This window comes from Pseudomonas sp. (assembly GCF_030150285.1).
Lineage (GTDB): Bacteria > Pseudomonadota > Gammaproteobacteria > Pseudomonadales > Pseudomonadaceae > Aquipseudomonas.
On sequence record NZ_JASLGE010000086.1, the window covers coordinates 39,422 to 59,489 of the forward strand.

Annotated in this window: 21 protein-coding genes and 1 pseudogene; 4 read left to right on the plus strand and 18 right to left on the minus strand. The window is 49.7% G+C overall.

Annotated features, from left to right (window positions below):
- Nucleotides 1–32 precede the first annotated feature (32 nt).
- Entirely contained in the window at nt 33–1,331 is a 1,299-nt protein-coding gene (gene guaD, locus Q1W15_RS20525) for a guanine deaminase (RefSeq protein ID WP_300731565.1), read from the plus strand.
- Between the two features lie 101 nt (nt 1,332–1,432).
- Here the strand turns inward: guaD and Q1W15_RS20530 are convergent, their stop codons facing one another.
- Nucleotides 1,433–2,200 (minus strand): GntR family transcriptional regulator, encoded by a 768-nt coding sequence (locus Q1W15_RS20530; protein ID WP_300731567.1) that lies wholly within the window; start codon nt 2,198–2,200, stop codon nt 1,433–1,435.
- A 237-nt stretch (nt 2,201–2,437) separates the two neighbouring features.
- Between Q1W15_RS20530 and Q1W15_RS20535 the strand changes: the two genes are divergently transcribed.
- Nucleotides 2,438–3,628 carry a benzoate/H(+) symporter BenE family transporter gene (locus Q1W15_RS20535; RefSeq protein WP_300731570.1) on the plus strand — a complete coding sequence of 397 codons (1,191 nt, stop codon included), beginning with the start codon at nt 2,438–2,440 and terminating at the stop codon, nt 3,626–3,628.
- Nucleotides 3,629–3,681: 53 nt separating this feature from the next.
- On the opposite strand, the gene pyrF is transcribed toward Q1W15_RS20535, so the two are convergent.
- Complete coding sequence (gene pyrF, locus Q1W15_RS20540) at nt 3,682–4,380, minus strand: orotidine-5'-phosphate decarboxylase (RefSeq protein ID WP_300731623.1); 699 nt, start codon at nt 4,378–4,380, stop codon at nt 3,682–3,684.
- Nucleotides 4,381–4,578: 198 nt separating this feature from the next.
- Between pyrF and Q1W15_RS20545 the strand changes: the two genes are divergently transcribed.
- Nucleotides 4,579–4,746, plus strand: a complete 168-nt coding sequence (locus Q1W15_RS20545; RefSeq protein WP_300731572.1) for a DUF2897 family protein — start codon at nt 4,579–4,581, stop codon at nt 4,744–4,746.
- Nucleotides 4,747–4,975: 229 nt separating this feature from the next.
- Here Q1W15_RS20545 and Q1W15_RS20550 read toward each other — a convergent pair whose 3' ends face one another.
- The 13 genes and pseudogenes from Q1W15_RS20550 to rfaH form a co-directional block, all read right to left on the minus strand.
- Nucleotides 4,976–5,305 (minus strand): helix-hairpin-helix domain-containing protein, encoded by a 330-nt coding sequence (locus Q1W15_RS20550; protein ID WP_300731575.1) that lies wholly within the window; start codon nt 5,303–5,305, stop codon nt 4,976–4,978.
- Nucleotides 5,306–5,414: 109 nt separating this feature from the next.
- Nucleotides 5,415–7,412: a nucleoside-diphosphate sugar epimerase/dehydratase gene (locus Q1W15_RS20555; protein WP_300731578.1), complete on the minus strand. Its 1,998-nt coding sequence runs from the start codon at nt 7,410–7,412 to the stop codon at nt 5,415–5,417.
- Between the two features lie 80 nt (nt 7,413–7,492).
- The gene (locus Q1W15_RS20560; protein WP_300731580.1) at nt 7,493–8,671 is read right to left on the minus strand and encodes a DegT/DnrJ/EryC1/StrS aminotransferase family protein; all 1,179 of its coding nucleotides are present in this window, start codon (nt 8,669–8,671) and stop codon (nt 7,493–7,495) included.
- Nucleotides 8,672–8,760: 89 nt separating this feature from the next.
- The gene (locus Q1W15_RS20565; RefSeq protein WP_300731626.1) at nt 8,761–9,414 is read right to left on the minus strand and encodes an acetyltransferase; all 654 of its coding nucleotides are present in this window, start codon (nt 9,412–9,414) and stop codon (nt 8,761–8,763) included.
- Nucleotides 9,391–9,981 (minus strand): annotated as a pseudogene (locus tag Q1W15_RS20570) (sugar transferase); the annotation flags it as partial. The gene Q1W15_RS20565 and the pseudogene Q1W15_RS20570, both read right to left, overlap by 24 nt.
- Complete coding sequence (locus Q1W15_RS20575) at nt 9,974–11,113, minus strand: glycosyltransferase family 4 protein (RefSeq protein WP_300731583.1); 1,140 nt, start codon at nt 11,111–11,113, stop codon at nt 9,974–9,976. The pseudogene Q1W15_RS20570 and the gene Q1W15_RS20575, both read right to left, overlap by 8 nt.
- A 31-nt stretch (nt 11,114–11,144) precedes the next feature.
- A complete protein-coding gene (locus tag Q1W15_RS20580) occupies nt 11,145–12,236 on the minus strand; it encodes an EpsG family protein (RefSeq protein WP_300731586.1) in 1,092 nt (363 codons plus the stop codon).
- A gap of 11 nt (nt 12,237–12,247) precedes the next feature.
- The gene (gene galE / locus Q1W15_RS20585; protein WP_300731589.1) at nt 12,248–13,261 is read right to left on the minus strand and encodes a UDP-glucose 4-epimerase GalE; all 1,014 of its coding nucleotides are present in this window, start codon (nt 13,259–13,261) and stop codon (nt 12,248–12,250) included.
- 33 nt (nt 13,262–13,294) lie between these two features.
- Entirely contained in the window at nt 13,295–14,026 is a 732-nt protein-coding gene (locus tag Q1W15_RS20590; protein ID WP_300731592.1) for a glycosyltransferase, read from the minus strand.
- Nucleotides 14,027–14,168: 142 nt separating this feature from the next.
- Nucleotides 14,169–15,425, minus strand: a complete 1,257-nt coding sequence (locus Q1W15_RS20595) for an O-antigen translocase (RefSeq protein ID WP_300731595.1) — start codon at nt 15,423–15,425, stop codon at nt 14,169–14,171.
- 143 nt (nt 15,426–15,568) lie between these two features.
- Nucleotides 15,569–16,129, minus strand: a complete 561-nt coding sequence (gene rfbC / locus Q1W15_RS20600; RefSeq protein ID WP_300731597.1) for a dTDP-4-dehydrorhamnose 3,5-epimerase — start codon at nt 16,127–16,129, stop codon at nt 15,569–15,571.
- Nucleotides 16,126–17,019, minus strand: a complete 894-nt coding sequence (gene rfbA, locus Q1W15_RS20605; RefSeq protein WP_300731600.1) for a glucose-1-phosphate thymidylyltransferase RfbA — start codon at nt 17,017–17,019, stop codon at nt 16,126–16,128. Before rfbA ends, rfbC begins: the two co-directional genes overlap by 4 nt.
- 154 nt (nt 17,020–17,173) lie before the next feature.
- Entirely contained in the window at nt 17,174–17,701 is a 528-nt protein-coding gene (gene rfaH / locus Q1W15_RS20610; protein ID WP_300731603.1) for a transcription/translation regulatory transformer protein RfaH, read from the minus strand.
- Between the two features lie 331 nt (nt 17,702–18,032).
- Between rfaH and Q1W15_RS20615 the strand changes: the two genes are divergently transcribed.
- Nucleotides 18,033–18,452, plus strand: a complete 420-nt coding sequence (locus Q1W15_RS20615) for a hypothetical protein (RefSeq protein WP_300731606.1) — start codon at nt 18,033–18,035, stop codon at nt 18,450–18,452.
- Nucleotides 18,453–18,621: 169 nt separating this feature from the next.
- Here the strand turns inward: Q1W15_RS20615 and Q1W15_RS20620 are convergent, their stop codons facing one another.
- The 3 genes from Q1W15_RS20620 to Q1W15_RS20630 form a co-directional block, all read right to left on the minus strand.
- Nucleotides 18,622–18,870, minus strand: coding sequence for a lipopolysaccharide assembly protein LapA domain-containing protein (locus Q1W15_RS20620; RefSeq protein WP_300731609.1), 249 nt, complete (start codon nt 18,868–18,870; stop codon nt 18,622–18,624).
- A gap of 23 nt (nt 18,871–18,893) precedes the next feature.
- Entirely contained in the window at nt 18,894–19,190 is a 297-nt protein-coding gene (gene ihfB, locus Q1W15_RS20625) for an integration host factor subunit beta (RefSeq protein WP_300731612.1), read from the minus strand.
- Nucleotides 19,191–19,440: 250 nt separating this feature from the next.
- The coding region (locus tag Q1W15_RS20630; RefSeq protein WP_300731615.1) for a S1 RNA-binding domain-containing protein at nt 19,441–20,068 on the minus strand (628 nt) is incomplete at its 5' end.

Sequence of the window (20,068 nt, forward strand, 5' to 3'; positions counted from 1 at the left end):
CGACGCCGCCACGCTACGAGTTGAGAACCCTGATGACCTGTAAAGCCTACCGTGCCGCAATCTTGCACAGCATCGCCGACCCTGCCGAAGTGGGTGTCGAGGCTTCGTATGAGTACTTTGAAGACGGCTTGCTGGTGGTCGATAACGGCCAGATCAAAGCGGTAGGGCCGGCCAGTGAACTGCTCACGACCCTGGCCGCCGAGACTGAAATCACGACATACAGTGACGCTCTGATCACGCCCGGTTTTATCGACACGCATATCCATTTCCCGCAGACCGGTATGATTGGTGCCTACGGCGAACAACTGCTGGATTGGCTGAACACCTACACATTCCCGTGCGAAAGCCAGTTTGCCGACAAATCACATGCTGACGAAGTCGCCGCTATTTTCGTCAAGGAACTGCTACGCAACGGCACCACCACAGCGCTGGTGTTCGGCAGTGTCCACCCACAGTCGGTCGACGCCCTGTTCGAAGCCGCCGAACGCCTTGATCTGTGCCTGATTGCGGGCAAGGTGATGATGGATCGCAACGCTCCCGACTACCTGACCGACACCGCCGAGACCGGCTACAACGAGAGCAAGGCCCTGATTGAACGCTGGCACGGCAAGGGCCGCCTGCACTATGCCGTCACCCCACGTTTCGCCCCTACCAGCACCCCCGAGCAACTCACCCTCGCAGGCCAGTTACTGCGTGAATACCCGGACGTGTATCTACATACCCACATCAGCGAAAACCTTCAGGAGATCGCATGGGTCAAGTCACTGTTTCCAGAGCGCAAGGGCTATCTGGACGTGTACGACCATTACCAACTGCTGGGTGAGCGCTCGGTCTTTGCCCACGGCGTGCATCTGTGTGATGACGAATGCGCCCGTTTGGCCGAGACCGGCTCAGCAGTGGCTTTCTGCCCTACGTCCAACTTGTTTCTGGGCAGCGGCCTGTTTAATTTGCCAATGGCCGAAAAGCACAAACTCAATGTCGGCCTGGGAACAGATGTGGGAGCGGGGACCAGTTTTTCACTGCTTAATACGCTGAACGAAGCCTACAAGGTGATGCAACTGCAAGGCGCTCGCCTCAATCCGTTCAAGTCGTTGTATTTGGCGACGCTGGGCGGCGCGCGCGCGCTGCGCCTTGAGGACAGGATCGGCACATTGCAACCGGGCAGTGATGCCGACTTTGTGGTGCTCGACTATACCGCGACACCCTTGATGAACTATCGCATCAAGCAGTCCAGGGACATTGCTGAAACACTGTTTGTACTGATGACTCTAGGTGATGACCGCACAATCCTGGAGACCTATGCGGCGGGCCATAGCGTTCATCAGCGCTGATCGGCAAGGGCATCTGCGCGATGCTCGCGAAGACTTCAACCTATGGACACTATGATCTTCGCGAGCCCGGGTAGAAGCTGCCAGCACAATGAAAGCGAACATTAAATCTTTGCAGGCAACCTCGGGCTTTTGCCCTTGGTCTGCAGCAAATGAGAGAACACGGCATGCAGATCGTCTGAGGCGCTTTCTTCGTCCAGGTTGAGCTTGCTGTCGATATGATCCATGTGATGCATCATCAGGTGTACAGCAAGCGTGGCATCACGCGCCTCAATGGCATCAATCAATTGCATATGCTCGTCATAGGAGCAGTGCGAGCGGTTGCCGCTTTCATACTGGGCGATGATCAGCGACGTTTGCGACACAAGGCTGCGCTGGAAGCTTATCAAGGGTGCATTCTTGGCGGCTTCGGCCAACTTCAGGTGGAACTCGCCGGACAAACGAATCCCAGCCCCACGATCCCCCCGCGAAAAACTGTCGCGTTCGTCTTGCACCATTTTGCGCAATTGTGCGAGGTCGTCAGCTCCGGCATTCACAACGGCCAACTCAGTGATGGCCTTTTCAACCAGGCGGCGGGCAAAAAACACCTGACGCGCTTCCTCTACGCTCGGGCTCGCCACCACCGCTCCGCGATTAGGGCGAAGCAGCACAACCCCCTCATGAGCGAGGCGCGACAAGGCGCGGCGGATGATAGTGCGGCTGACCCCAAAAATTTCACCCAGCGCTTCTTCGCTCAGTTTTGTACCAGGCGCTAGCCGCTGCTCCAGGATCGCCTCGAAAATATGCGCGTAGACAATATCGTCCTGGGTTCCACTGCGCCCAGCGTTAGTGGGGCGAGATTGTTTCTTGAGAGGCTGCAACTGTTCGTTCATGGGAACTCGTGTGGGGAAACGGCCGTGCTGTAAGGTTAATACGTTAACGACCAGCGCTGACAAAGAGTTAATGCAATAGAAACAGTTCGCATTGTACACAAAGCAGAATGCCAGTACGACTGTACGGTCGTTTGCGCTGACTGCTGTATAGCAATGAAATGTAACGTTTGCGTTTAGGCTTTATGTCCGAAGAGAGACTTTTTGTAGAACGCCCTTCAGTACAAGGAACAGTGTTTCATGACCGATGCCACCCAGCCCCGCTTGCACCCGCTGGCCGATACCTCGCCATCAGCAGTGGTTGCAGGTTTTATTTCGATGATGACCGGCTACACCAGTTCGCTGGTGCTGATGTTTCAGGCCGGACAGGCCGCCGGCTTGACCAGTGGGCAAATTTCGTCGTGGATCTGGGCGTTGTCCATTGGCATGGCTATTTGCAGCATCGGACTCTCATTGCGCTACCGCACACCGATCACCATTGCCTGGTCAACCCCCGGGGCTGCCTTGTTGATCACCAGCCTGGGGACGGTCAGTTACGGCGAAGCCATTGGAGCGTACATCACGTGCGCCGTGCTGGTGATCATTTGCGGTATGACCGGCAGTTTCGAGCGATTGGTCAAGCGCATTCCAGCATCATTGGCAGCCGCTTTGTTGGCAGGGATTCTATTCAAGATCGGCAGTGAAATTTTTGTCGCCGCCCAGCATCGAATGGGGTTGGTGGTAGGGATGTTCCTGACCTACCTGATCGTCAAGCGCCTGTCCCCGCGCTATGCCGTACTCGGGGCGCTGCTGGTAGGGACTGCACTCTCGGCCCTGCTCGGGCTGCTGGACTTCAGCGGCTTCGCACTTGAAGTGGCAGTGCCTGTGTGGACCACACCGTCTTTTTCAGTGGCCGCCACTATCAGCATTGGCATCCCGCTCTTTGTGGTCGCCATGACCTCGCAAAACATGCCGGGCATCGCCGTACTCCGAGCCGATGGTTACAACGTGCCTGCATCGCCGCTCATTACAACCACCGGCGTGGCCTCGATGCTGCTTGCCCCTTTCGGCTCCCATGGCATTAACCTGGCAGCGATCAGTGCGGCCATCTGTTCGGGCCCACATGCCCACGAAGACCCGAAAAAACGCTATACGGCAGCCATGTGGTGCGGCATTTTCTATGGTATTGCCGGCACCTTTGGGGCCACCCTGGCGGCCTTGTTCGCCGCCTTTCCCAAAGAGTTGGTGCTGTCGATTGCCGCTCTGGCTTTGTTTGGCTCAATCATCAACGGCTTGAGCCTTGCCATGAACGAGCCCAAGGAGCGTGAAGCCGCACTCATCACTTTTATGGTCACAGCCTCGGGCATGACCCTGTTCTCGGTCGGTTCGGCTTTTTGGGGCATTGTGGCGGGGGTGCTGACGTTAATCGTTTTGAACTACAAGGCCAGGTAGCCAGGCATATGCATGCGCGCTCTTGCAGAGGGCTGCAAGAGCGCCGCCAGGCCTCACGCCAACTCAGCAACCACGTCTGCCAACGCCTTGGCCGGATCAGCAGCCTGGCTGATCGGACGACCAATCACCAAATAGTCGGAACCTGCTTGCAGCGCCTGACGCGGGGTCAGAATACGGCGCTGATCATCCAGCGCGCTGCCTGCAGGGCGAATACCCGGTGTTACCAGTTGCAACGAAGGGTGCGCCTGCTTCAACGCTTGCGCTTCCAGAGCTGAACACACCAGACCATCCATACCGGCCTTCTGCGCCAAGGCTGCAAGGCGCAAAACCTGCTCTTGCGGCTCGATGTCCAGGCCAATCCCGGCAAGGTCCTCACGCTCCATACTGGTCAGCACCGTCACACCGATCAGCAGCGGCTGCGGGCCTGTGCGCTGGTCAAGCACCTCACGGCACGCAGCCATCATGCGCAGTCCTCCTGAGCAATGCACGTTGACCATCCACACGCCCATTTCGGCTGCGGCTTTAACGGCCATCGCCGTGGTGTTGGGAATGTCATGGAATTTAAGGTCCAGAAACACATCGAACCCTTTATCACGCAGGGTTCCCACGATCTCTGAAGCACAACTGGTGAACAGTTCCTTACCCACTTTCACGCGGCACAGCTTGGGGTCCAACTGATCAGCCAATTTCAGTGCGGCATCGCGTGTCGGGAAATCCAGGGCGACGATGATGGGAGTCTGGCAATCGGACATTAGTGGGTTCTCAGGCTGGTCGAAATCGGCGCGCATTGTAGCGGAACCAGCTGCCTCCCGGCACCCGATGATCGCAATTTCATATTTTTGGGGTGATTGAAGCTTATAAATCACGGGCAGAAATAACCGGCCTACAATAGGATCACTGATATCCCTGCAAAAATCCTTCACCGGAATATGCTCAATAAGGAGAACATTATGCCTTGGTATGCTTGGCTAATTTTGATTGTTGCCATTGGTGCCATTTTGGGTGCGCTGATGACCCTGCGTGACACCGCCCATAAAGTTGAACTCACTGATGAAGAGCGCCGGCGAATCGCAGAAAGAAATGCCGAGATGGATGCTAAAGAGTCCAAGGATCGATAATTGAGCCCATCAAGTAGCAAAGCGGGGGGGGGGGGGCTCACTACGGCTGTGGCCAGGGCCGCCCGGCTTAAACTCTTAAACCTATACGAGAGGCCGCGCCCGTCAGCAGGATGAACGGGTATTCCCAGGCGCGGAAGATGCAGCGGCAATATGAGCGCCAACGTTTTTTCTCGCCTGAAACACAAAAGCCAGTCAACGACGACTGGCTTTTCACTGTTAACGCTAATAATCAGTTAACCGCAATCTTGTCGCGATTCCTGTCGAAAATGGCTTTGCCTATGCCTTTCACTTCAAGCAGTTCATCGGCCGAGGCAAAGTCCCCATTTGATTCACGGTAAGCCACTATGGCCTTTGCTTTGGCCTCACCTACACCAGACAGCTCACGCTGCAGTGTGGCCTCATCTGCCGTATTGAGGTTGATGGTAAGCACTTGCGCATCGGCTGCGATTTGCCCACTACCGCCGGGCTCAACATTACTCGCCACGGGCACCGCATGAGCAACATTCGACACGCCCACCAATAAAGCCAAAAACAACGAAGAAAGAAAGGCAAAACGCATAAGTAGTACTCCAAAACATCGTTAAGTGAAAACAGCTTTCCTGAGCTGTATTCAAAACCTAGGCGATGGCGGAGCACTGTCAAAAATCACTGCATTTCTGAGTGTGTACTCATGACCGGTCAGTTCGACGCTGCTGATGAATCCAATCAACGATCTCACCTTCGGGGGTATACCCACTGACGGTATCTCGCAGCAATTGGCGAACCCGCAAATAGTCATCCCGCTCAACAGCTTCCAGCAACTGCGAGAGCCTGACTTTGAATTCCGCCCAGGTGAGCATGTCCTCATTGGCGCTCATGATCATGGGATGGCGGGTTGCCACAACGTTGTCACCAATCAGCAACTCTTCGTAAAGCTTTTCACCCGGGCGCAATCCCGTAAACTCTATCTCGATGTCTCCATGTACATTTTTGTCGGAACGCACACTCAACCCAGAGAGGTGAATCATCTTCTCTGCCAACTCGACAATACGCACTGGCTCCCCCATGTCCAGTACAAAGACATCACCGCCCTGCCCCATGGAGCCGGCCTGAATGACCAACTGCGCAGCCTCCGGGATGGTCATGAAGTAACGGGTGATTTTAGGGTGCGTGACGGTCAGCGGACCGCCTGCCTTGATCTGTTTGTGGAACAGTGGAATAACGGACCCCGACGAGCCCAGCACATTGCCAAAACGAACCATCGTGAAACGGGTTGTATTAACCCGCGGTACGTTAGTCGTATCACCAAACAGCACCGGTGCCGCTTCACGACTTAATGCCTGAAGCGACATTTCGGCCAGACGCTTGGTGCTACCCATCACATTCGTTGGGCGTACGGCCTTGTCTGTGGAGATTAAGACAAAGTTGGCTACGCCTGCCTGCAGAGCCGCCTGGGCGGTATTCAACGTGCCCATGACGTTATTGAGTACGCCTTCGGCGATATTGTGCTCAACCATGGGCACATGCTTATAAGCAGCCGCATGATAGACCGTGTCAACCTGCCAGGTTTTCATCAAATCCAGCAGTTTCTGCGGATTACGAACCGACCCCAGGATCGGTATAGTCTTCACGTTAAGCGACGCACGCTGGACCTGCTGTTCTAGCTCGCTAGTAATATTGTAAAGATTGAACTCACTGTGTTCGTACAACAACAACGTCGTCGGTTTCAACGACACTATCTGGCGGCATAACTCCGAACCAATAGAACCACCCGCCCCGGTGACCAACACGCACTGCCCTTTAATGCAGAGTTCCAACAACTCCTCTTGCGCAGGCACGGCATCGCGCCCCAGCAAATCCGCAATATCCACTTCCTGAATATCGTCTACCTTGACGCGCCCACTGGCCAAATCCATGAAGCCAGGCACGCTGCGCACATGAAGCGCAAACCCTTCCAGAAGCGAAAGGATTTCACGGCGTCGACCACGGGACGACGAGGGAATAGCCAGTAGCAGTTCCTGCGCACCCGTTTTGTCAATCATCTGCTGCATGTGTTCCGGCTTGAATACCTGAAGCCCGGAAATAACACGATCGGAAATACTTTCGTCGTCATCAATAAAAGCCACAGGCCGCATGATCCGACCCATGCGCAATGCCGCTACCAACTGATTACCAGCGGAGCCGGCACCGTAAATAGCAACGCGCGCCAAGTGATCATCACGACTGGCGAATGGCACATGCTGGACCGCGTCAAACCAGTCGCCCAAGAAGTACTGGCGCATCGCGAGCCGCAGACCGCCCAGCATAATCAAGCTCAGCCACCAGTAGTTAAAGATAATAGAACGAGGTACCACATTCTCATGATTGCTATAGAGATAGACAAAGAGCCCCAGAAAAAGCGAAGACATGCTGACTGCTTTAATAATTGCAATCAGCGCATCGTTGCCAAAATACCGCATCACCGCACGGTACATACCAAAGCGAACAAAAAAAGGAATAGAAATGAGTGGCGCAGCCAAAAATAACCAGGCATGCGCTCTGATGGGGTTAACCATATCTTCTATACCCAACCGAACGACAAACGCCAGCCAGAGAGCAAACCACACAAGGACGACATCGGTCGCGACCTGAAGAATGCGCTTTTTGCGACGCGAAAGGTTGAGCAAGAACGATCGAGTTTTATCCATAAACTTTATGACACCCAGTACACTAAAACCATTACCGTCTGAATACTTTGCACACAACACTATGGCGCAAAGGTCACACCCTAAGCCAATGAAGCTTCTTTAATGACGTCAAAAAGCACCTGACACGTCAAATCAATTTCAGATTCGGTCAGGGTCGGGTGAACTAAAAACATCAGGCTCGTTTCACCTAATTCCTTAGCAGTTTCAAGACGCTGTGCGGGCCGCCAGCCAGTATTATCAAAGGCTTTCTCAAGATAGACCTCCGAGCATGAGCCAGAAAATGCAGGCACGCCGCGGGACACTATTTCAGTCAGAATACGGTCACGAGACCAGTCTGGTTTCAAACACTCTGGGCGCACAAACACATAGCACTTGTACGCTGCGTGCACTTGATCGGCCGCAAGCGCAGGTACACGAAGAGAGGGGAGTTGTGAAGCTGTGTCCCAGATCCGCGCTGCATTTACTAGACGTTTAGCGTGCCACTGCTGCATACGGCGCAATTGAATTCTGCCAATAACTGCCTGAACTTCGAGCATTCTCCAATTGGTTCCAAAGCTCTCATGCAGCCAGCGGAAACCCGGCGCATGCTCGCGCTCATAAACAGCCTCCCAGCTCTTGCCGTGATCCTTGTAGGCCCACATATCAGCCCAGAGTTGACGGTCGTTGGTGGTGACCATGCCGCCCTCGCCTCCCGTGGTCATGATTTTATCCTGGCAAAAGGACCAGGCACCCACATGACCAATAGAGCCCACCGGACGCCCTTTATATTGAGCGCCGTGAGCCTGAGCACAATCTTCGATGACCTTGAGGCCTCTAGCATTTGCCAACGTCATGATGGGATCCATATCACATGGCCAACCCGCCAAATGAACACAAATCAATGCTTTAGTACGAGAGGTCAGAACAGCGCGGATGGTTTCAACCGTGAAATTTTGCGAGTCAGGATCGACATCTGCGAAAACAGGCACTGCACCCGCGTTAACAATGCTCGAAACCGAAGCAAGAAAAGTGCGCGATGTAACAACAACTTCGTCACCCGGCCCCACACCCAGCGCTTTAAGTGCCAGATCGAGCGCTACCGTACCATTGGCCAGCGCAACGGCGAACTGCGTACCTGACCATTGCGCAAACTCTTTTTCAAAAGTGCGAGCCTCCTGCCCTGTCCAATAATTAACTTTATTGGATAAAATGACAGCACGAACAGCATCGGCCTCTTCTTCCGTGAAGGAGGGCCAAGAAGAAAATGGCGTATTCAGCACAATTGATTACCTGAGGTTTTAATCATAAAAAATAGCCCATGTACGTCAGACAATAAAAGCTCTTTGGCACCAAGTAGGCGGCACATACGTTAGCGAAGAGCGATATCTCTTGCAGGAACACCAATAACGGTCATGTCGTCAGCAATATTATTTACGACGGCTGCGCCCGTGCCTACTGTGACATTCCTGCCAATACTAAGTGATTGTTTCACACATGCCCCTATCCCGATCCAACTCAAGCGACCGATTTGTACACTGCCAGCGATTCTGGCTCCGGGACAGATATGAACATAATCATCCAGCAAACAATCATGATCAATGCTACATCCCGTGTTGAGAATAGCCCCAACACCAATAACAGCCCCCATATTCACGATCGCACCTGCAAACACAACGCACCCGGTGCCTATCGAGGCGTACTGACTGATAGTTGCCGCCGGGTGAACCAACGAGACCAACGGAGCACCGATCTCGGCCAACTCGGTCAGTTTAGAGCGACGAATATCATTACGCCCAATAGCGACGACGACACCCTCAAACTCCGCTAGACGCGCTATCAAGGCGTTTGTATCGCCGACCACAGCCCAGTGGCCAATAGAGTGGGTCACTGGCCAGCTATCATCAAAGAACTCTATATGGCTCCAGCCACAGCATTGCGCAGTGTCCGCTACCACTTTCGCATGCCCACCCGCCCCAAGAATGGCAAGCTTGCTAACCGGTTTCTCACCCAAGAATCTGGACATGGTCGCCTCGCCCGCAGCACTGATGCCTTCGCGGACGAACACCTTTTTGACCGTAAGAGCGAGAATCTTTATATCTAACCAAAATGATTGGTTATCGACATACCAGGTGTCGTACTGAAATTTCTGTTCCCAACTTATGGCATTTCGCCCATTCACTTGAGCCCAGCCCGTAATACCAGGCCTGACATCATGTCGACGCTGTTGCTCAGGACTGTAAAGCGGTAAGTATTCCACTAACAGCGGCCGGGGGCCGACCAGGCTCATATCGCCTTTGAGCACATTCCACAGCCCAGGCAGTTCATCCAGGCTAGATGCGCGCAGGAACGAGCCGAATGAAGTCATCCGCAGCGCATCAGGCAAAGGCTCCCCCTGAGCATTCACGGCATCTCTCATGGAGCGAAACTTGTACATCTTGAAAGGGCGCCCATGAAGTCCGGGGCGTACCTGAGAAAATAAGATGGGCCGTCCCAAACGTATGGCAACCAGAACCGCTACGGCAGCCATAACAGGCATTAGTATCAAGCAAGCGAAAAATGACAGGCACGCATCAAACAAACGCTTAAACATCGAGTGCTTCCTTGTAAAATTGCACCATCCTCGCCAAATGGTCCTTGCGATCAAAACGACTGGTAACGCGCTTCCTGGCGTTAACACCCATCTGCACCCGTGTCTCTGGAGGTAAAGTCATGATGCGCAGCATAGCTGCGGTTAAATCATGATGTTGTCGTGGGGGGACCAACCATCCGTTTATGTCAGGCTGGATAATTTCATTGCAGCCACTAATGTCCGTTACCAAGGCTGGAAGTTTCATCGCCCCGGCCTGGAGGACCACATTCGGAAACCCTTCACGATAACTGGGTAGTACTAAAACATCAGCACAAGATAAAGCAGGACGTATATCGCCTTGGAAGCCCAGCATGTGAACTCTGCAATTGGACTCAAGAAGCATCATGGACGCGGTGTCGACGGGCGCGCTTGTGTCAGTATCGCCTACGATAACAAGGTGAGTTGAATCAGGCATTTGTGAAAAAGATATCACCAATTCCTTAAGCCCTTTATCTTTGTTTAATCGGCCCACAAAACAAAAGACAAAACTATTAGCTGGAATATTCAACTGTTCGAATAGTGACACTGAAGTCTGTTTGACCTCCAGCAGATCCGGGTCGAAGTAGGACACGTCTACACCCGCAACATTCCCATGACCAATGACGGACAATGCTTTTTTGGTGATACCGGCTTTTATCAAATCATTCTTAACACCTTCACCCTCAGGTACTATCCGCGTCGCACAAGCGCATATCAGGCGATCAATCCCGATCAACAGCGCTTTTTTGAACCCCGTCTGGGTTGGAAAAATCAGCCCTGTAAATGTGTGAACCCTCACCGGTACACGACAGATCCAGGCGGCCAACATGGATACCAGCCCCGCTTTAGGAGTATACGAATGAACAGCAAAAGGAGACTCCTTGTACAACAGAGCAACCATTTTCATAACGGAGATCATATCGCGAAACACATTGATACCGCGAACCATCGGCACCCGATGGACTTTAACACCCTCATCAATAGCTCTAGCGCCCTCATCGGGTGATGTCACAATCTCTACATTGTAGTGTTCATTAAGACTACGGGGCTGCCCTTTAAGAATACTCGTAAACGTTTCCGGGACAGTAGTTACGATAAAGATTTTTTTACGCACACGAGAATCCTGAATTTTATAAAGCCCTGCATCAGGGAGCATCGACAGACACTACGCCGACCTTATGGGTGCCTCTTAGTCTTTCAACCAAAACACGAACGATCAAAGCTACAATTACCGGATAGTAAAACCACGCATATATACCAAAGCGATCATTAAAGGCAATATCAAAAAGAGCTATATGAACGACCCCTAAGAACGCTATGAAATTGATAAATGTTTTAGCCTTGTCAGAGGGCATCACTGAAATTTTCATATAGAGCAAAATACACATCACGGGAAAAGATGAGAACAGCCAAAACTTCCACCTAAATCCAGTCACGTAGGCTTCTTCTGCAAAATTACTATAATTTGCAGCAATATTAAACTCTGCGAGCTGACCGAAGATAAAACCTAATAATGCGCTAAACATACCTGTAAATGAGAGCAATGATACGACGACCCACATTGCACACACCTTGAAGAATGAGATGCTTGCAAACATGGGAAGAAAGATGACGCATGGTAGAAATATCAGTGCTGACTTATGAAACAAACAAGCTAAAACAAGACACAAACACGCAACCCATTGCCTACCAAGCAAAAGCGCTGAAAAAGACAACGACAAAAATGAAACTGCAAATCCTTGCCTGAGTATATTTGCAGAAAACGACCAAAAGAAAGGGTAGAAAATAAGTACAGACACCAAAATAACAGGAACAATAGATTCTTTACCGAAAACAACTTTAGCCAGCACGTAGTAACTAAGAATAACGACGAATGGGACAATCCAAAAAAGAGCGGTATACGTGAAGTCCGAATAAATAAGAAATTTTGAAAGAAGAATAAATGCCGCTTCAAGCCCGTCATCAAAACCACAAGCTGCCAAATCTCGATAAAAATCAAAGTAGGCTGAAGTATCGCCAACAGTAGAAATGGGCCTTATACTAAGATCATAAGCAACCACGCCGGCCAATATCAGTAGGATGCCCACTTCACATGAACAGACAACTCTGCGATGCAGTGAAACGCTATATTCATGCTTGAGAAAAATACCTAGCCAGATAAGCATCAATACAACGTACACTTTTATTGTGTAAAGCCCCACGTAAGACATCACAGATTCCTGTTCCAGAGCACTCAAGAAAAAATTACTTAGCGATAGCCCTCAGGGTTTCGAGTTTGCCATACCCATGCATCCAGAACCATATCATTTAAATCCAGCTGGGCCTTCCAACCCAGTTCGTTGAATGCCTTCTGCGGATCAGCCCAGCACTTGGCTATATCACCGGCTCTTCGAGGTAAAATCTTATAAGGAATCGATCTACCTGACACCTCTTCAAAAGCAGCCACGATTTGCAATACGGAGTAGCCAATACCCGTGCCAAGATTCCATACATGGCACCCTTTATGCGCCTGCAAATATAAGAGTGTCGCCAAATGGCCTTTAGCTAAATCGACGACATGAATGTAATCGCGCACGCCAGTCCCATCAACTGTATTATAGTCATCTCCAAACACTGATAGAAATGGCTGCCTGCCCGTAGCAACCTGACTAATGTAAGGCATTAGATTATTCGGAATACCGCATGGAGACTCACCTATCAGACCTGAGGCGTGGGCACCCACCGGATTGAAGTATCGCAATATTCCAACAGACCAATCACGCCTGCTTGCTACAAGCGAACGCAACATATTTTCCACGACTAACTTTGACTCACCGTAAGGGCTGCAGGGTGGCTTCAAAGGCGATGACTCATTGATCGGCAGTATGTCTGCTTCACCGTATACCGTTGCGGACGAACTGAAGACAATACTTCGAACTGCCATCTCGTCCATAACAGTCAGCAAATTCATACTGCCACCCACGTTCTCCCTGTAATATCGCAGGGGATCTGCTGCACTCTCAGCGACGGATTTCAGGCCAGCAAAATGCATAACACAATCAAATGAATACTTCAGAAATACCTGTTTAAGGCTATCATATGAACCGACATCCGCATTCACAAACACCGGTGCTCGTCCGCACACTTCACTTATATGCTCAAACACCCTTTCAGCACTATTATCAAGATTATCAACGACCACCACTTCGTGACCATCATTGAGCAACTCAACGACTGTGTGTGAACCAATATAGCCTGCACCGCCAGTTACTAAAATATTCACATTATACCTTACGTTTTTATAATACAACCTGCGCTATTTACGCGCTTTGAACAAAGCCTTTAAAATACTTATAAAAACTGATAGAGCATTGGTCAGCGTTTTGGAAAGCAAAAACTCCCTCAGCATTGCACCCGAAGTTTCTGCATACCCCAATAAACGCCCTTGAGTAGCCGCCTGATGCACTCTGTAGTCCAACAATGCAACTGGCATATTGTCCCATTTTGCGTCCAGTCTCTTAAGTCTTAACCAAAGATCATAATCTTCGGAGTTAAATCCGGCATTATACCCTCTGACCTTTATCAATGCCGCCTTGCGGATCATGGTTGACGGATGCACAAATGCATTTTTAAATGGCAATGATTTGTTGATGCTATTTTTTGCTGGTACAGACCTGAAGCCAATTAGCTTACCAGATGAATTTATGATATTAACTGCAGTACCCACAACATCCAAATCATGCTCTAGCAGGTAAGCAAGCTGTCGCTCCAGACGTTCAGGGTGAGCAATATCGTCTGCATCCATCCTGGCTATATAGTCATACTGAGCATGATCAATCCCCAAGTTCAAAGCATAAGATAGCTGCGGAATTATACTCTTAATTATCCTAATTCGCCTTTCCTCAGGAAAGGCCGACCTAACAAAATTTTCTATCTCGTTACTTTCAGGCCCATTCGCAACAAGTAAAATCTCAAAATCAGTAAATGTCTGAGCAATAATACTCTGCAAGGCCAACCTTAAATAATCATTAAAGCTATTGGTTGCCATTAGAACACTGATCATAATAAACCCAAATAATACATGCGATTACAAAACAAACCCATACGATTATAACCTGTAAAAAACAAGTACCTTAGCGCTCACCTAAAAGCCAAGAACTGGCATATACAAACTCCAGACACAAACAGGATCAAGAGGTTTGGCTTTGTATTGCCGGCTTCTTCTTGATATAGAAAAACAGTGCCAAACAACAAACAAAAAAATACAAAAAATATGCCATCGCATAACTTTCAAGAACAGTTTTCAAACCATCACCCTGAGGACCATGAGCATACACAAGCCCAACAAAAAGTGCCGCTTGAAGACATTCAGAGGCGATATAAAGTGACGCCGACCCTTTGGCAATACCCACAAAACTAATTACACAAGCGCAAATCTTAAAGAAATCCCCGATCAACTGATAAACCAAAACATTACCTAACGAACTAAACTCATCTGAGAACAGAAGACTGATAAAATAAAATCGCCCCGCATAAAGAATCACAGCACCCACTACAAACAAACACGCAATCAATGCCATATACTTAACAACAAGCCTAAGAATGACACTTTTCGAAGTCTGTTCCGAAATCATAGGCAAGAATACATAACCTATAAATATAGTAAAAAAACCCAAGTAGGCTGAAGACAACTTGGTCGCACCCTGCCATAAGCCGGCACCAACATAACCCGAATCCTGAATCAACCATTGCCGAACAACCATTTCAACAACGGGAAGCGCGATAGCGCTGCTTACCAGCATCAATGAGTAATTAGGCAATTTCCCAAATCTAAGTTTAGTAATTTTAACAAACGAAAAAGAAAATTTAACAGCCAGTGTTTTGTAAACATAGTACGCTGGTATAACATTCACGAATACTGCAGCCACGACGGCAATCGCCGCCCCTGGAAAACCACCAATATCTACTAGAAAATAGGCTATTGGCAGCGATATCAATGAGCCGGCAATTTGAATGAGCGCATATTTTCTCGTCTGCTTTAAACCGTTAACAACGCCAACTACAAGATAAGTGAACGAATACCCACATTGCAGACAACCTACGACAATAAACACCCAAAAAAGATTTGGATCTTTAAAAAGAAACTCAGCCAGAAGTCTGGAGAAAGAAACACAAACCACCAATATTATGACAGAGCAAAAAACGGTATAAGTTACAGCTTCAACCATGAACTCCTGTAACTTTTTCGTGTCATCCTTGTATTCAGCAACAAACTTAATAACTCCATTTATAATACCCCCTCCTGCCAGCAGAGCAAGAATGGTCGCAAAACTCAGAAACTGTCCTAACTTACCCAAGCCCTCCGGCCCCAAGTAACTGAATATTATCTTAATTAGAACTAGACCGAAGAGCATCCGTACAAGATGCGCAGATGATGTAAGTGCCATGTTACTAAAACTGGACAAATTAGGTACTCAACGCAAATCATGAAACTAATTTATATAACTTACTACAGCTTGAGCAAGCTGTATCATCAACACTAATAACCTATATCTTCACGCAAATTAACAATCAACTCTATGGATGCCACTCAGAAGGCCGAAACGCCATCATATACGGAAGCACTCGCATCTTTCTCGCTAACCTTATAGCCCCCAACATCAGGCCAAGTAATTGCCAAGGCTGGATCATTCCACAGTATGGTACGTTCTGACTCTTTGTGATAATAATCGGTTGTTTTATATAGAAAATTCGTATCATCTTCCAGAGCAACAAAACCATGGGCGAAACCCTCCGGTATCCATAGCATGCGATGATTGGTTGTATTCAACTCCACTCCCAACCAACGCATAAATGTAGGTGAGTCCTTTCGTAGATCAACCGCCACATCATATGCCGCACCTTTCACAACTCTGACCAATTTTCCTTGGGCAAAGGGTTGGGCTTGAAAATGCAGGCCTCTTAGCACACCTTTGGCGGAACACGAGTGGTTGTCCTGTACGAAAGGTTTCGCAAGCGCTAACCCCAAACTCTCCAAGCCCTCTTCGAAGCGCTGCTGGTTAAAACTCTCCATAAACCAACCGCGCTCATCCGCATAGAGACTTGGCTCAATAATCACTACACCCGGTAACTCAGTGGCCTCAAACTTCATAACACCGACCTCTCAGCCAATAACTTGGCCAGGTATTGTCCATAGCCAGTTTTTTTAAATTTATCGGCCTGCCGGGCTAATTCTTGCGGCGTAATCCACCCGCGATTAAATGCAATCTCCTCCAAACATGCGACTTTCAAACCCTGCCGTTGTTCGATGGTATGCACAAAGTGGCTCGCCTCCAACAATGACTCGTGGGTTCCGGTATCCAACCAGGCAAACCCACGGCCCAAGAGTTCAACGGTCAAAGTGTTTTGCTCAAGGTATGCACGGTTAACGTCTGTGATTTCAAGCTCACCCCGCTCCGAGGGCTTGATTTTTTTAGCGATTTCCACAACCTGGTTATCGTAAAAATACAGTCCCGTCACAGCATAATTCGACTTGGGTGTTACGGGCTTTTCTTCGATGCTCAACGCACAACCAGTGCTATCAAATTCAACGACGCCAAAGCGCTCTGGGTCCGAGACGTGATAACCAAAAACAGTAGCACCTGCAGGTTTGGACATAGCCGAACGCAAATTATCCGAGAAATGCTGGCCATAAAAAATATTGTCACCCAGGATCAGGCAGACCGGGTCTTTACCAATAAATTCTTCACCAATGATAAAGGCTTGCGCCAAGCCATCAGGGCTAGGCTGTTCCGCGTAGCTCAACTCAATACCGTACTGACTACCGTCGCCCAGTAATTTCCTGAAGCAAGGCAAATCTTCAGGCGTCGAAATAATCAGAATTTCACGCATGCCCGCTAGCATCAATACGGACAACGGATAGAAAATCATTGGCTTATCGTAAATGGGCAGCATCTGCTTCGACACACCCAAGGTGAGCGGGTGTAAACGCGTACCAGAACCGCCAGCAAGGATGATGCCTTTACGTTTGAGAGTGGTCATGTCGCAATTATTCCTTAACTGTTCAGGTACCACATCCGTAACAACGCCAGATGTAGAACTGTGCGCCCTTTAGGCACGCTACCGCCCCAGGATTTATCGTCAATTTCCCGAGAACAGATTTCATTGATTGCCCTTTACGCGGCCTTCGTGTGGCTCAGACAGGCGTAATACTCGCTAAAGGCATGCTGACCTGTTGCTGACGGTTCATTAAGTTGATCAGCAAAATAACTCGTTCATCACCATCCATCGTCATGAATATCGACTCAATACCAGCAAAGCCCCGATCAAGGATGGTGACTTTATCGCCTGGATTGAATGTTGCGATGACATGGGTACTGGCCCGTTCCTGAAGTTGAGTAATCAACTCACCCCTGACTGCCAAGGGGCGCCCCCCAAATGACACTACCCGCGCAACACCACGAGTAGAGCGCAAAGGGGCCCAATTGGACCCTGGCGGCATATGAATAAATAAATAACCCGGAAACAAAGACTCTTGTACACGTTGCAATTGGCCACGCTGAAGTTTTTCGCGCGCACACAACGGGCGGGAGCACTGATAGCCTTGGCGCAAGAGGTTTTCCTCGGCTCGCTCGTCTTGTCGGGGCTTGCATTGCACCAGGTACCAATCACCCGACCTTGATTCACCGGGCTCTTGGGTTACTGCAGAATCTGTCATATGCATGGATCATTCATTAATGGCTCTTCCGTGTTTTTCCAGCCTGCTCTGTAGGGTGTGGCAGCGAATCACAGGCGGGAGGCTAGGTTCTGTACGATGACAAGCTTTGCAGGGCTTGATATCGCCCTAATGTCACGAATGCCGGTGTGTGTTTACTGTACTTTAAGCCATACGACGCCACCACAACGGTACGAATGATACAGCCCTCACCCTTCATTTCAAGAAGTCTGCTGTACAGCTCGTATTTTTTAGTGCTTCCCCGACGACATGCTGGCCAAAGACGCATCAAAAATACGTTTATATACAGATAGCCACTCTTCACTCTAAAAAATTTACTATGAAACCGCAGTCTCAGCATAAGCTCACTGTATTAACCGCCCTGAACACCGTTGCCAATCGATTGACAAGCTCGCGGAGTGCACAAGTTTATAAAATACTGGAGCGCTTCGAATCAGAATCAGCAGCAAAGAACGCCGACCATCGACTCGCAATACTCTGTTTCATTGCCAATAACAGCATAATTTACGCGGAAGAGGGGCATTTTTACCCGCTGAGAAAAGTCTTTTATGCTCGTCGCAAAAGCAATGCTGGGATAGACCCTTTCAAAGGCGATCGAGTTCCGATTCAAAGGAATCTGAGAGCGGAGATTATAATTGAATGCACAAAAGGGGAGCGCTCTTCCGAGCACCGAAAAAACGCTGTGCCAGAAAAGCTTAAATCTGCTGGGACGGCTGCGATTGTTAAGCCGCAAAAATGAGGGTTAGTGCTTGGAGGTATAAAAATGAAGCTCGTACTGGGCAAGCATCGTTTGCACAAAGCATTGAAAAACCAAGCCTCGCCTATAAGAGTTCTTTTAAGCAGGTTATTGCACCGCGCTCACTGACGAAGCATAGCCGTTCAAACACCTCGCGCAGTGCAAGTCAATGCTATGACTGCAACAGACTGCGCTTTAATCGGACAGCTTTACGCCGGTAAGCAATAAAACCTAACACCGGCCCAATCGCCATACCCAAGAGTAAAGCCCCTAAAAAGAAGATTGATGCAGGTAATTCAGGTGAGTGCCAACCTAAAAACGTCAACGAAGTGGGCTGTTGATTTTCAAGGATAAAAATCACAGTCCCGAAGGTAAGCGCCAAGGCAAACACGACGAGTACTGCACGCTTAAAGTTATGCATCGGCAACTCCTGAATACTCAGCGTTAAATATCGACTTCTTCATCCTCATTCACTCGATCTCTGAGTTCTTTTCCTGGCTTGAAATGAGGTACAAACTTACCATCCAAACTCACTGACTGGCCGGTCTTGGGGTTGCGACCCACCCTGGGAGCCCGGTAATGCAGTGAAAAGCTGCCAAACCCCCTAATTTCGATTCGGTCTCCAGTCGCCAGGCACTGAGACATTTGCTCAAGCATAGTCTTGATAGCCAACTCAACATCCTTCGATGAGAGCAGCCCTTGATGGGTGACAATTCGTTCGATCAACTCCGACTTCGTCATATTTTTCCCTTCTTTTTCAAGCAGCTAGGTCAGTGCTTCAAAGGTTTTAGCATGATCGGAAGAATTTGAACAGCCCAGAAATCGACTTATCGCCTTAGCGCACAGGACACAAACATACAAAATGCAGCAAGCACTCTGAGTATCGCTCAACACTCATCACCGCTTGGCCTGCTTCTGATTACCCGTACACCCAAACTGCAGACACAAAAAAGGGCAACCTAAGTTGCCCTTTTCTATGGTCAATCAGAACTTAGTTCTGTTTTTCCATTTGTGCACGCAGCAGGTCGCCCAGAGTGGTCGGCCCAGCAGCGATCTCAGAGGTAGCTGGCTTGTCGCGCAGGCTCTGGATTGCTTCTTTCTCGTCTTCAACGTCTTTCGACTTGATGGACAATTGGATTACGCGGCTTTTACGATCAACGCTGATGATCTTGGCTTCTACTTCTTCGCCTTCCTTCAGAACGTTACGCGCATCTTCAATGCGGTCACGGCTGATTTCGGAGGCTTTCAGAGTTGCTTCGATATCGTTGGCCAGAGTGATGATGGCGCCTTTAGCGTCAACTTCTTTCACGATGCCCTTAACGATTGCGCCTTTGTCGTTCTCTTGTACGTACTCGGAGAACGGATCGCTTTCCAGTTGCTTGATACCCAGGGAGATACGCTCACGCTCTGGGTCAACCGACAGGATAACGGTGTCAAGCTCGTCGCCCTTCTTGAAACGACGTACGGCTTCTTCGCCCACTTCGTTCCAGGAGATGTCGGACAGGTGAACCAGGCCGTCGATGCCGCCGTCCAGACCAATGAAGATACCGAAATCGGTGATCGACTTGATGGTGCCGGAGATTTTATCGCCCTTGTTGAACTGGCCAGAGAAATCTTCC